Annotated in this window: 8 protein-coding genes; all 8 read right to left on the reverse strand. The window is 40.9% G+C overall.

Annotated elements, in window-relative coordinates; genetic code table 11:
• Nucleotides 1–301 precede the first annotated feature (301 nt).
• The 8 genes from AB1414_06910 to AB1414_06945 all read right to left on the reverse strand — a co-directional run bounded on the left by AB1414_06910 (nucleotide 302) and on the right by AB1414_06945 (nucleotide 13719).
• Entirely contained in the window at nucleotides 302–8074 is a 7773-nt protein-coding gene (locus AB1414_06910) for a cohesin domain-containing protein (GenBank protein MEW6607172.1), read from the reverse strand.
• Nucleotides 8075–8127: 53 nt separating this feature from the next.
• A complete protein-coding gene (locus tag AB1414_06915; GenBank protein ID MEW6607173.1) occupies nucleotides 8128–8511 on the reverse strand; it encodes a GxxExxY protein in 384 nt (127 codons plus the stop codon).
• 90 nt (nucleotides 8512–8601) lie between these two features.
• Nucleotides 8602–10026 carry a hypothetical protein gene (locus AB1414_06920; GenBank protein MEW6607174.1) on the reverse strand — a complete coding sequence of 475 codons (1425 nt, stop codon included), beginning with the start codon at nucleotides 10024–10026 and terminating at the stop codon, nucleotides 8602–8604.
• 366 nt (nucleotides 10027–10392) lie between these two features.
• Nucleotides 10393–10605: a type II toxin-antitoxin system HicB family antitoxin gene (locus AB1414_06925; GenBank protein MEW6607175.1), complete on the reverse strand. Its 213-nt coding sequence runs from the start codon at nucleotides 10603–10605 to the stop codon at nucleotides 10393–10395.
• 9 nt (nucleotides 10606–10614) lie between these two features.
• The gene (locus AB1414_06930; GenBank protein ID MEW6607176.1) at nucleotides 10615–10797 is read right to left on the reverse strand and encodes a type II toxin-antitoxin system HicA family toxin; all 183 of its coding nucleotides are present in this window, start codon (nucleotides 10795–10797) and stop codon (nucleotides 10615–10617) included.
• Between the two features lie 260 nt (nucleotides 10798–11057).
• On the reverse strand, nucleotides 11058–12530 hold the full coding sequence (locus tag AB1414_06935) for a hypothetical protein (protein MEW6607177.1): 1473 nt from the start codon (nucleotides 12528–12530) through the stop codon (nucleotides 11058–11060).
• Nucleotides 12531–12773: 243 nt separating this feature from the next.
• A complete protein-coding gene (locus AB1414_06940; protein ID MEW6607178.1) occupies nucleotides 12774–13490 on the reverse strand; it encodes a nucleotidyl transferase AbiEii/AbiGii toxin family protein in 717 nt (238 codons plus the stop codon).
• On the reverse strand, nucleotides 13474–13719 hold the full coding sequence (locus tag AB1414_06945; protein MEW6607179.1) for a hypothetical protein: 246 nt from the start codon (nucleotides 13717–13719) through the stop codon (nucleotides 13474–13476). Before AB1414_06945 ends, AB1414_06940 begins: the two co-directional genes overlap by 17 nt.
• Nucleotides 13720–13954: the final 235 nt, after the last annotated feature.

Below are 13954 nucleotides of genomic sequence, written 5' to 3' on the forward strand. Positions count from 1 at the left end.
GAAAGCTTGCTTTCGCTTTTGCTTTGGAGTGCGAAAGTGCCAGAAATGCTATCTCCTTGCTTTTGCTTTGCTTCCCAGCGAAAGCGGTAGCAAGCTACCGCACTCCAAAAAATAAGCCACCCGCACTACAAAATAGCACGCTACCACACTCCAAAATAGCACGCTACCACACCCCATACCCGCATCCTTTCCTTTCTCTCTGCTCTCTATGTTCTCTGTGGTGAATTTTCAATCCGTGAAAATCCGTGTCATCCGTGTCCTAAAAATTATACTATTTTTTTCTTTCTATGTCAAGATATATTTATCTAATAATAGCCAGTTTGCCAATACACTTCTCTCCCTGTGGATTGGTGATAAGATAGATATATACCCCACTGGCTACCTTGTTGCCCGAATCATTATCCGCATACCATATCTTCTGGCCATTATCTTGCGGTGTAACTTCTAATGTCTTGACTAAATCACCCGCAACGGTATAAATCTTGATAGTTGCATACGAAGTCAGTCTCCTGCTAATCTCACGCTTACTACCAAAGGTAATATACTCATGCCCTAAGCCACTATTTGGTTTAAATGGATTGGGATAGACAGCCACATTGCCTAATGTTGAAGGAGCAACTAAAATCCCCATCGGCATAAAGGTTGATAGATGGTTGAGCTGACACCAGACAACATTTCTATCTGTATCTACCCCTGAAGTTCCCATTTCCTGCCATTGGTCATTTTCCCAGACATAGAGTCGTAATGTGCTTTCCTTAATGGCTGTTCCATCCACAAATCCATTTTGGTCAGCATCCTGATATGGTATTTCAAGATAAGCAGTTTTTGTAAAAGTGCCCATAATTTGTGTATCTCTAACATAGGCATTATAAGCCAAAATCTCGCGGGCAGAGTCCTTTATCCCATTATCAGGAATATTTGGTGGCGTGATACAATTAATGATGATGTAGAAGTCCCAGCTTTGAATAAATGTTCCCGAGCCAAAGCTAATTGTTGTCGTTCCTATCCCTGGTGTCCATAAGGTTACTGTTCCACCTACATAATAATCCAGCCCCATTAACAATATATCACTTACTCCATCCCCAACCCCAGGGGCAGATACCGTGATGGCATTAGTTCCGCCATTAGGTATTTGTGGGATAATTATCTCCCCTGTCCATGTGCCGGTGCCATTAAATACTGCCTCTCCGAGAACCCCTGATTTATCCTGCAGTGTGGCTGTGCCAACATAGTCTGTGACTAAATTCCCTGAAGTATCATAAATAGACAATGTCAGTGATAAGGTTTGACCAACAAGTATCTGGGTAGTAGATAATGTGGCTATAGTAAGATGTCTTTGGATAGTTAAACTTGTCTGTGCCTCTACTTGTGGTGTTTTTACCTCATCATTTTTCGCCCTATCTTTTGCCAGAGAGTAGAATTTGTATGAATGTCCTGTCTTGCCGGTAAATGTGTCAGAGATAGCCACGGTCTCATCCAGCCATTTTGTCCAGGTGCCATTGTTATCCGAAACATAGATAGTGTAATTTTCTATCTCACCCGGCTTATTGCCAGCGGTATCCGTTCCTGCCCAGCGAACCGCAAAAGAGATAGAACTTTGAGTTGCCGCCAGTGGTATCACTGTCGAGGTTGGTTTATTCAAATCAACGATATTAGTTACCAGTGGTGTATCCATTGCCGGGTTATAATCAAATCTAATCGTTGCCCGATTAGTAATCTCAGTCCCAGCCGGTAATCCTGATTTGGCATTGACACTGAAACAGACATATCCTTCACCCTCAGGGGAGACGACATTCGCCGGCAGTCCGTTCGCCCCGGTCTTAAAGTCAAATTCCCAGCGAATAGTGCCACTGCCAACATCATAACTACAAGCCAAACTACCGCGGTCAAAATTCTCAAGTGTATAAGTCCCTTCCCCTATCTTTATTAAACCGAACTTCATCGTCGTCCAATCTAATTTATCAGATAACTGGTCTTCAATGGTAATTAGTATGGCACTGGCAGTGGCAGTGGCCTGATTCTCAAAACGAATGGTATAATTAAGTAACTCATTATCTCGAATATATTTTTGTGGGCTAACTAATTTATCATTCGGGTCAATAGAGGTTACCACTGTTTCTATTTCTGTAAATTTGTTATTGGTATAGTCAGACTCGGGCGAAGTGGTAGTAATTTCAATATAATTGTAAAGGTTAATGCCACATTGTTGAGTTGACGGGATTCTTACCTCCACAGTCAGATACCGCTCGGTTTGCGGTGGCAGACTGCCAATATTCCAGGTAACTGTCCGGCTGGCACTATCATAATTACCTCCACCACTACTGGATAGATATTCTACTTCGGGTGGCAATGTATCCACAATGACCACATCCTCTGCCTGCTCGGTCCCCCTGTTATAATAAGTGATATGATATGTCTTCTTAAAGCCAGGTCTGGCATCATCACCCTTCTTCTCTATGCCCACATCTACCTTTGGACTATCAATATGGATGGTTACAGTCGCCCGATTGTTATTATATCTATTTTCTGAGGTTAAGGTAGTAATCTCAATTACATTAGTCAGGGTAGTTGATGCCTGGACAGAATATGGCACCTTAACCGTTAACAAGAAATGTCCAGATGACCAGGCAGTCATCGTGCCGATATACCAGGTTATTTCATTACCAGAGATAGTTGGTGTCCTACCACTGGTATCAGAATCATAAATTAACTGTGGGTCTAAAATATCCTTAATGACTACACCATCGGCATCCGAGACAGAATTATTATTATAGGTAATCTCATAATTGAATTCAGTGCCATAAGATACTTCATCGGGTCCAAATTTATAAATCAGGACATCGGTAATTGGTTCTAAGACATGGGTGGTGCAGGTGCATCTATCAGTTGTTTGATGATGAGGGGTATTAATTTCAATGACATTAGTTAAGGTAGTCGAGGCATAAACATATTTATCTACCAGCACAGTCAATTTAAAGTCTTTTGAGGTCATCGCATTTAAAGTCCCTACCTGCCAGATAACCTTATTATCAGAAAGCGTATGACTAAATCCACTATCATCCGTGACATAACTTACCTCAAGTGGCAGAAAATCAGTAATCGTAACACTACCAGCCGGCCCCTTTCCTTCATTGCTGTAACGGATATAATAATCCATCCTCTGTCCAGCGGTAACATTACTTCTATGTTGCCATTTACGAATCTTTAACACTGGGTCTGGCAAACAGATATGCGTAGTGCAGGTGGCTTTATTATTCGTATAGTTAGTATCAAGATTAGAAGTGGTTATTTCCACGACATTGGTTATGGTAGATGAGGCAGGGACATCATCTTTCACCTTAACCCGTAAGGTCAAGTCTCTATAAGCCCACGCAGGTAGAGTTCCTATCTCCCAGATGATATTATTACCTGTGATTGTCGCAGGTGTGAGGCTACTACTAACATAAGTTAGTTCATTCGGTAATATATCAGAAATTTTAACATTTTCTGCAGGGGCTTTACCTGGATTACGATAGATAAGACGATATTCAAACTCCTGTCCTTGAGCCGCCTCCACTGGACAATATTTAGCTATTTCTAAGTCAACATCTTCTGGTATGATATGTGTCTTCCAGCTGGCGTAATTATTAGTCATAAATTTCTCATAAGTATTAGTTTTAATTTCTATTTTATTAACGATGGTGGTTGACCCTTTCAAATCTGGACTGACATTAACATCCAGGTAAAAATAGTTAGAATATCGTGAAGCTAAAGTGCCAACCTGCCAGGTAAGTGTTCCACTTCCAATGGTTAATGGGAAGCCACTGGTATCGGTAGCATAGGTTACACCGTGGGGTAATGTATCAATGATAGTTGTATTGGTAGCCGCTATATTGCCATAATAATTCCCGTAAGTGATGTAATATCGCAATGTCTTTCCTGGTTGAATATCATACAGCCCAGATTTGCTTATCTGGACATCCGCATACCAATCAGCTATAGGAACCGTGCAGGTAGCCCGATTGTCCGCAGAATCTAAATCAGGGGTGTCAGATGTTATCTCCACAACATTGGTCAAAGTGCCTTCTACATCATCATTAACTCGCACTGTCAGATAAACATAACCATAACCTCCTCCCTTTGTCAAAGTTCCAATATCCCATTTCACCGTTCCTGTGGCAGTCAATGTGCCGTTACCAGTGCAACTGATAAAGGTAACACTACCCGGCAATATATCCGTGATGATAGTATTTGTTGCCGGGACATTACCATAACAATTATTGTAGGCAAGACAATAGGTTACTTCACAACCCGGGGTAACCTCATAAGGTTGAGTTTTATACTTGGTAATATGCAAGTCTGCTTTGGGTGGAATAATATGAGTCGTCCAGGTGCAGACATTGTTATAATAGTGAGTTTCGGCGTCATTGGTAGATATTTCAATTCTATTAGCTAAAGTCGTAGAAGCAAGGATATCAGGCGCTACATTACAAGTCATCTGGAAGATAACCCAATTACGCGCTCCAGTCATCGCCCGCGTGCCTAATTCCCAGATAACCTGTGGTGATGTAGTCCCCGGGACAAAACCACTGGTATCACTGGCATAAGTTACCCCTGACGGTAAGGTATCTTTAATAGTTGTGCTGCCAGCATCTACAGAACCTGAATTGCGATATTGAATGGTATAGGTTATCTTCTCACCAGATAAAATCTCATAAGGTCCACGCTTTATTATCTCTAAATCTATCTTAGGATGTTCAACATGCGTATTCCATTTGCTGAAGTTATTATTTGGGTTGACATCTGTAGATATAGGCTCAATTTTTATTTCATTCATCAGGGTAGTTGACCCAGGAACATAATTACCATTGTTATCTTTGGTCACTATCAGGGTCAGTGAAAAGTATTTATAAGTGCCTGGATTAACTGTCCCTACCACCCACTCAATATAACTATGCGTGTAGGTAGCCATAAATCCACTGGTATCCGTGCCATAGATTATAGTTCCAGTAGCCGGGGGTAGTAATGTATCCGTTATAGTTGCACCACTAGCCGGAATATTACCATAATTCCCATAGTAGATATTATAGGTGATGGTATTAAGTCCAGGATTAATTTTGTTAGGACCGGATTTATAAATATAGAGGTCAATCTTTGGCGATTCTACTTTGGTAGTAACCGTTGCCCGATTATTGGTATAATTCCTTTCTGGAGTTGGTGTAGTAATTTCAGCAACATTCTTGATGGTCGCAGGTGCGGAATCGGTAATTAACGCAGTAATCTGAAATTGCCTGTAATCCCAGCCTGCATTCATCGTGCCTAATTGCCAGGTAAGTATCTGGCCACCTGAAGTTACGGACCCGGTAATGGTCGGGCTACCTATAACCGTATTACTAATATATTTTAGCCCTTGTGGTAAATAATCAGTAATCGTAACACTCCCTGCCGGGATATTACCATTGCTATAACAATAAATACTGTAGGTTATCTCCTGCCCTCGAACCGCATTTTGAGAGGTAAGGTATTTAGAAACACTAACATCTGCCCTGGCGGCTTCTACGGTCGTAGTTAGTGTGGCTCGATTATTGGCATAACTTGTTTCCGAAGATGTAGTCCTTATTTCAATGACATTATTTATTTTTGTAGTTGAGGTGGTCATATCAGTTACCCAGGCCGTTATCTGGAATTGGTCATACCAATAGTTAGGTGTCTTAGTCCCTATATTCCAAATAATTTTTGTTGGTGTGCCATAAATAATAGTCGGGCTAACACCACTGGTATCAGTCCCATAGATTACCCCTGCGGGCAGATAGTCAGTAATAGTTACATTCTCGGCTGATGTATTGCCACGATTACGATAATAAATGGTGTAGGTTATCTGCTGATTGGTCAGAATCCAGGAGTTACCATATTTCCATATTTCTAAATCTGGGTCGGTTATATGCGTGGTAGCAGTAGCTTGATTATTGGTATAGTTATCTTCTATCCCGGGATAGGCTATCTTCACCATATTCCTAATTGTCGTTGAGCCTTTGATATTCTCTTTTATGCGGATGGTTACTTCAAAGGAATAAGTCCCTTTTGGAAGATTAGCGATACTCCAGGTGCCTTGTTTGGTCAGGGTGCCATATTCAAAAGGAAGTCCGGAATTTTGATAGACAAGTGTTTGCATCTGGTCAGGGAATTGGTCGCAGAGTTGGACGCCATAAGCGGTTGTGCCACCATTATTGCCGTAGGTAATGGTGTAGGTAGCAATGCCACCAGGAAGCAAAGAAATCGGTCCTTCTTTTGTTACCCACAAGTCAATATCTAAACGACTAACATGGGTAGTAGCTGTAGAGTAATTATTAGGCAAGTATATTTCTGCTGCCGGGGATGTAATCTTTATCGTATTGATAATCGAACTTGAACCAACGGCATCATTTCTTATTTTAATACTCATCTTAAATGAATAAGTCCCTGGTGGTAAAATATCAATATTCCAGGTGCCATATTTAGTCATCGGGTTAAACAAGAATGGATATCCAGAATTCTGGTAGATGAGTGCTTGCATCTGGTCTGGGAATTGGTCGCAGAGTTGGACGCCATAGCAGGTGGCATTTCCTTTATTACCGTAAGTAATGGTATAGGTAGCTATTTCTCCCGGCGTAACTTCTGCCTGCCCTTGTTTTATCACCCATAAATCGATGGTATAAATAAGAATATGCGTTGTTGCGGTAGCATAATTATTGGTATAATTGGTTTCTGTGCCAGGAGCTATGATATGAATTCTGTTAGCAATAGTAGTACTGCCAGGAGTCTCTGGTAGAATTCTAATTTGTAAGGTAAATGAATATGTTCCTGGCAAAACACTACCTATGTTCCATGTCCCTCGTTTGGTTGAGGGGCTATAGTTAATATCTACTGGGGCAGTCTGGCTAATGATGGACTCCATCTCTGGTGGGAATATATCGATAAGTTGGACGCCATTGGCTGTATCTGTCCCTCTATTGCCATATTCGATGATATAGGTTGCCGTCCCACCGGCAAAGGCATTAGCCAATAACCCAACCTTAGTCACCCAGAGGTCAACATACGGAATAATAGTTACTGTTCCATCTTCAATCACCGCCGGTATGGTTTGAGGTATAGGGTATGAATTATCCGTCAGGATAACATTTAATAAATCAACCGTAGATGTTCCTATGGTTTTAGCTTTAAACCTAACTACCGCTAAAGTTCCTGTGCCACTAACCCCTGTTTGAGTGCCCAGGCGTGTAGCCCCGGCATTGATAATAGTTCCTGTTCCTATGACCGGCACCTGCCAGACAGTTGAAGCACCGTCTGTCCCAGGGAAATCTCCCTCTGTAACACTTACTACCTCTAAGATAGTCGGGTCAAACTGGACATCAAACTGGTAGGCAAATAGATTGTGAACCGCTTTAGCCACAATTGCTACCTCAAATTCCTCACCTCGATAAGAAGAGGTAAATGGCGGAATTACCTTGACCGCAGTATTGGTTGTTGATGTTACCGTTCCATCGAATACATTTGTTGAAATGGTAGATAATGAGCCATTAACAAAGGTTACATTTTGTAAATCAATCACACTTGTCCCTAATCCTTTAGCTCTAAACTCTATCACGGCTAAAGTCCCTGTTCCGCTTACGCCGGTATTAGTTCCCAGGCGTGTATCAGCTACATTATCAATCTTACCTGGGGTTATCGTCGGAGCTAACCAGAAGGTAGAGACACCATCTGATTTAAGGAATATCCCTTCACTAACACTCACTACCTCTAAAATATCTTTATCAAACAATATATCAAATTGCATACCAAACAGGTCTGTGACAGACTCCACTACTACCTCTAAGGTGAAAGTCCCCAGGACATCTATAGTTGTCTGAGCAGGGCTAATTCTTATATTGGTTATAATTTCTGTAATTGGGGTAATGATTATATTACTTTCTGTAGTATAAGTGCTACCAATCGTATCTTTGTAATCTACCTTGACCTGGTTTTGGACTTTTTGAGCAAAACAATCGCCGGTAAGGAAAGACAGTCCTATCCCTATCCATAATACTGCTAATAATTTTGCATTAGTTAACCATCCCATCTTTTTCTCTCCTGAAAATATCTCACACAAAGGCACAAAGACACAAAGTATATTTAATTTATTTCCCCATTAATTATTCTTGATATGCCATCTTTCATTAAATCTTCACCAAAATTAAGTAAATATCCAAGCTTCTTTCCTGTCAATCGCAAATAAGTTAAAACTTGTTTTTTATGAGATTTGTTCACAGATTCAACAGATTTCAGTTCAATTATTACCTTATTTTCAACGAGAATGTCTACTCGAAACCCTTCGTCAAATTTTATCCCCTCATATTCTATGGGAATAGATATTTGTCGTTCGACTGACAGTCCTCGTTTCTTAAGTTCATAAGCAAGGACTACTTCATAAACGGTTTCAAGCAATCCTGGACCAAGTTTCTTATGCACGCCAATCGCAATGTCAACTATAATTTTTCCAATTTCATTTTCATTCATTCTTCTTTGTGCCTTTGTGTGAGTATTTTTTATCAAGGGATGTGGAGAGATTTTACTCTCCCCACATCTCCAATTTCCTTTAATCTCTCTCTAATTAATCTTTACGCTAAACCGTAATGTCCCGCTTTGACTGGGGCCTATTGCTGGAATTCTCCAGCGAATATGCGTAACTGGTGCGAAATCTGATGCATCATAACTTGCACCACCATCATGTGAACATTGAATCGTCCCCGCTGGACCTGTAGCTATGACAGCCGTCCCTGTTGCATAGGTCGTCCCTGCAGGCACCATATCTGTAAACACCGCATCTGTTGCCGTGCCTTGACCGGTATTTGTATACGCAATGGTGTAAGTCAACACTGTGCCTGAACTTTGCGTCCCTGAAGGATCAACTGTCTTGGTCACCTCAAGCACTGGCGGATAAACTACCGGTGGAATAACCGGAGTAAATACCCAGGCAGTAACTACCGGCTGAGGCATATCTCCCATATCCTTATACTCGACTATTACCTGATTAAGAACTCCCTGCCAGATCTCCTCAACATCGCACGGCCATTCAAGCTGATTCCAACCAGAACCAAAAATACCTGTCTGCCCCTGCTGCCAGACAATACTCGCAGCCGTCCACGCCGGGTAGTCAGTTGTTTTAACCTCAATTACCCGCGAATTTTGGGTATCAACAATTAAGGTATTCCCATTACTCAACCTGATGCTTTCCTCAGGTTCAGAAAGCTGATTGGTATGCGTTCCCGAAACTCGTGTCTGACCATACTGCCAAACAATATTACCACCACTTGTGCCTACTGGTTGAACCTCAATGACGCGATGATTGTAACGCTCGGTGATAAGTATATTCCCATTTGGTAATTGAGTAGCATCCATAGGGTCATCAAGTTGATTTGTTCCACTACCTCGAACATCATATTGTCCATAACTCCAGATAGTAGTCGAAGGACTTCCGGCTACACGAATTACTTGATTATGACTAGGTAAAGTAATAAGTGTACTTCCATCGTTTAATCGCTCTGCTTCCCATGCACCTAAATCATCATACTGCCAAACAATATTACCACCTATTGCCCCCGTTGGTTGAATCTCTCTGACCTTATCGGCATATCCCGTAATGAGGATATTCCCGTTATCTAATTTCCTTACATCCGATATAGTCCCAACTTGATTTGTGCTATACTCCCAGACAATTGTTCCGCCACTTATCCCTGTCGGTTGGACCTCAATAACGCGATAATTACCAGCATCAGCAATCAATACATTTCCATTGGTTAACTTAACAGCTTCAAGAGGGTAGGAAAGTTGATTTGTCCCTGAGCCATAGACACCTGGTTGTCCATATTGCCAGACAACATTATGTGTAATTGGATCAACCTCTATTACACGCTGATTACCACTATCAGTAATGAGCAGATTAGTTGTTGAGGTAGCGAAGGATAGTTTTGGCAGACAACATATCAAACCCAACATCAGCAAACCACTAAACCAATTCATTCTTTTTTGCATTTTTTAAATACCTCCTTTTGTTTGGTAATTGGTAACTGGTGAATGGTAATTAGTTACCAGTTACCATTTAACCAATTACTTACTTTATAATTTCGTGAAGCCCTATTTAATTCCCCTCTTGAGAGGAGCGTAGGGGTGTGTATTCCCCTTATAGTAACACAACCTTTCAGCGGTTGTGAGAATAAAGTTATGTCAGGTAGAATTATCTGCCTACCTGTTGCAGGTTGTATGGGACGCAGATTTCCGTTTTTTGTGACGCAGATGGACAGGATTTTTAGGATTTATTTTATTTATTTTTATCCTGATAATCTGCGTTTATCCGCGTCCTAATTATGCAAGCAAGGATGCTTACCCTCCCTTCTTGCTCTAACAGACGGGAATAGGAACATCAATCATTTCTACCCTACTCTCTGGAAATGTAGATAGATTAATATCTGTAGTTAACATATCTTCTGTACCTATTTTAAGTGATTCCAATAATTCTTCCTTTGTCTTTTCTTGAGCATTTACCCCTGGAATATCTATCAACCAACCTATCCACCAATCACCACTTTTTTTAATTACTGCTCTAAACTTCATAATATCCCATTACCTCCTGAAAGGTATATCTAAGTCTTTACATATTTTTCTTGCTAACTCATCTACAATTTCATTATGTCGAGGTATTTCTGTTCGGTAACGACCTCTTTGATAAATAGTATGTCGCCTTCCTTCACGAAGTATAAATGAGCCATTTTGTTCTAAATATTTAATCAACTCTTTCCTTTTCATATCATCTGTTTAAATTGGCAAGCAAGATGCTTGCTCTACTTTTTTAGGTAGAATTATCTGCCTACCTGTTGCAGGTTGTATGGGACACAGATTTTTCATTTTTTGGGGACGCAGATGGACAGAATTTTTAGGATTTTATTTAATTTTATCCTGATAATCTGCGTTTATCCGCGTCCTATTCTCTGTCCATCTGCGTTCATCTGCGTCCTATTCTCAGGACGCAGATTTGCGCAGATTATGAACAAGCAAGGATGCTTGCACTACTTTATCCTCACACTGAATCCCAGCTGAGCACTTTCACCAGGCGATAGATAAGCCCTGTTGAATCTAATATGTGTTACTGGGAATGCTTCAGATGTATCATAAGTCATTCCACCATCATGCGACCAGGAATATGCAAAACCTGCTCCCCAGGTACTTCCTGCTACATACTCTGTCCCTGGTGGCACCTGGTCAGTAACCATTATTAATGTTGCTGTGCCATTGCCTGTATTCTGCAAGCTTATCGTGTAGTCCAATTCTGTTCCTGGCCGTTGCGGTCCTTCTGGGCTAACCGTCTTGGTAGCAACAATCGTTGGTGTACCTTCATAAACTATCTCTGGCTGGAAAATTGGCACTACTACCCCGGCCAATACAGGATACCCACCTACATCGTTTCCTTGAATATCCTTATATTCTATCATCGCATTGTTGATAATCCCCTTCTCTTCTACATCCACTAAGTTATGTGGATTCTGCTCATCGGATGGTTTATAGTCCCAGGTAATACTCCCATTCAATCCTATTTCAAACACATGGGTAGGAGCTGTTGGATATATACCATCCTTGTTATCATCAATATCTCCCATAGCACCAGCAACAAGTATCTTTCCATTTTCAATCATTGTCGCTTCATAAGGTGTGAATGTCCCATCCATTCCAGTATGTGTCCATTCCCAGACAATAGTTCCACCAATTGTTGCTGTCCCTGGGTCAACTACAATGATACGCTGATTATCTGTATCTGCAATAAGCACAGGGGGATTCTCTCCTCCACCCGGCACCCACTCAGCATCCCTTGGGTCATTAAGTAGTGGGTTTGGTCCTCCTGGTCCGTACTGCCAGGTGATTGTCCGACGAGTCCCGTCACCAGGCCATTCAATCTCCATTACAGAATCTTTACCTGTATTACTTCTACAAGTAATCAGGCAGGTTGGACTACCTACCCCAGGTCGCTTCACTGCCTCCCAGAAAATGTAATCACCTGTTCCGCCTATATCGATGGCGGAAAGTTTCCAAACAGTCGCTTTACCAGGATAAGTAATCTCCATTACCTTGCTGTTGTAAGGATAGCCATCTGTAATCAACAAGGTTTCTGTTGGCGTTCCACCCGTGAAATCTACACATCTTTTTATGTCCACGGGTCGGAAAGTAGTTGAGTATTCAGGGACATATTGCCACTTAATCTGCTTTGTGGCTGAGTCTACCTGAATTACTCTACCAGTAGGGGAACCATAAGTATCGGCAATGAGGATATCACCATTGGTTAATGGTATAGCCTCGTTTGGGAAAGTAAGCGCTCCGTATTCCCAGTCAATATTAAATGTCACTGGGTCAACTTCGATAACCTTATTAGCAGGATTATCCGTAATGAGCACCTTTGTCCCTGGTGTTGCTTGTATCATCGTTGGCATTCCAATCATCAACCCTATCGCCGCTAATCCGATGAGCATTTTTAAGCCTTTGTTAAACATTTTTTTATTACCTCCTTTTGTTCTCTGGAGTGCGAAAGATTGCTTTCGTTTTGTCCGAAAGCGGTAACAAGCCACCTCACTCCAAAAGATGCTTGCTTTACTATAGTAACACAACCTTTTAGTGGTTGTGAGAATAAAGTTATGTCAGGTAGAATTATCTGCCTACCTGTTGCAGGTTGAATAGAATTTAATCCGCAGATTAACGCAGATTTTCGCAGATTAAATAATCTGTGTCATCTGTGTTCATCCGTGTCCTATAAATTTTGTGTTCTCTGCGGATTCCTTCTGCGTTCTCTTATTCCTTCGCACTATCTCTCTCACAATCTCTTCGGCATATTTCTTTAATTGGCTGATTATTGTTTTAAACGATTGACTGTATCCAAGCGATTTGTATGTATTTTCATCAAATAAGGGGGTATTAAATTTACAGGCTAAAATATGAGCAAGACCTGCCATTTTATGTTTTTGTTCAGCCAATCTAATTGTTTCATCCCACGCCACACCATATTTTTCAATATAGGCAACTATATCCACAAAATCCTTGATTTCATTTCGCATAGCAATGGTAGCCAATTTATCAAGAAAAATATCGCCAGAATGTTCTACCTCCATCTGCCCAATTTTGTGTTTTGAAGGATAAAACCTTCTTGCCGGATATCGAACAAATTCCAGTTCCAGATGAGTATTATCTTCAAAGGTCAATGTAAAAATATGACGGTCATAATGTTTGTGATATGAAATGGAAACCTCTGGAAAGGTTTGAATAATGATATTTTTGGCGTATTCAAGGGCTTCTGGCGAAATTTTCTCAACGCTAAAGAAATCCAGGTCAACACTAAGTCGATGTTTCAAATCAAACATCGCCAGAGCAGAACCACCACCAAAGTAAAATTGTTCTGCCATCTCACTATTAGCCAGTGATTCTAACAATTGCTCCTGTCGCTTACGCAACCTTTCCATAGAGTTCCTCCTGATAGATACGGTAATATAATTTAATTGCCTCCCGAGTTTCATACGAGATATCCAATTGTTCGATTTGAGAATAAAGTGCATTTATGGTCTGAAAATCATGTCCATAAACCGGGAAGAATTGTGCAATTCGTTGTAATGCCCAGTTTTTATCTGGCGGATATTTATAATCCCACAACAATGCCTTTGGAAAAGATATCTGCCAGTCTTCTAATTGCATCTTGACCTCCTTCACAGATTGAATAGAGTTTTATCCGCAGATTAACGCAGATTGCACAGATTTTTTGCCACAGAGACACAGAGAACACAGAGATAATCTAAAAAATTCCTCTGCGTCTCCGTGTCTGTTATGTAAAGTGTCAAGCTTTTTTTTATTTTTTTACTTAAGAAAAGACTCTACGACTTATCTCTATAACTCTACACCTTATTTTTGTTTTAGGCATTTTGAGTTTTTA

Source organism: bacterium (genome assembly GCA_040755795.1).
In the GTDB taxonomy this organism is placed as follows: Bacteria; UBA9089; CG2-30-40-21; order CG2-30-40-21; family SBAY01; genus JBFLXS01.

What these genes read in the sequence shown, in the direction of transcription:
- AB1414_06910 (MEW6607172.1), bottom strand. Translation starts at nt 8,074, where the DNA reads ATGGGATGGTTAACTAATGCAAAATTATTAGCAGTATTATGGATAGGG.
- AB1414_06915 (MEW6607173.1), bottom strand. Translation starts at nt 8,511, where the DNA reads ATGAATGAAAATGAAATTGGAAAAATTATAGTTGACATTGCGATTGGC.
- AB1414_06920 (MEW6607174.1), bottom strand. Translation starts at nt 10,026, where the DNA reads ATGCAAAAAAGAATGAATTGGTTTAGTGGTTTGCTGATGTTGGGTTTG.
- AB1414_06925 (MEW6607175.1), bottom strand. Translation starts at nt 10,605, where the DNA reads ATGAAGTTTAGAGCAGTAATTAAAAAAAGTGGTGATTGGTGGATAGGT.
- AB1414_06930 (MEW6607176.1), bottom strand. Translation starts at nt 10,797, where the DNA reads ATGAAAAGGAAAGAGTTGATTAAATATTTAGAACAAAATGGCTCATTT.
- AB1414_06935 (MEW6607177.1), bottom strand. Translation starts at nt 12,530, where the DNA reads ATGTTTAACAAAGGCTTAAAAATGCTCATCGGATTAGCGGCGATAGGG.
- AB1414_06940 (MEW6607178.1), bottom strand. Translation starts at nt 13,490, where the DNA reads ATGGAAAGGTTGCGTAAGCGACAGGAGCAATTGTTAGAATCACTGGCT.
- AB1414_06945 (MEW6607179.1), bottom strand. Translation starts at nt 13,719, where the DNA reads ATGCAATTAGAAGACTGGCAGATATCTTTTCCAAAGGCATTGTTGTGG.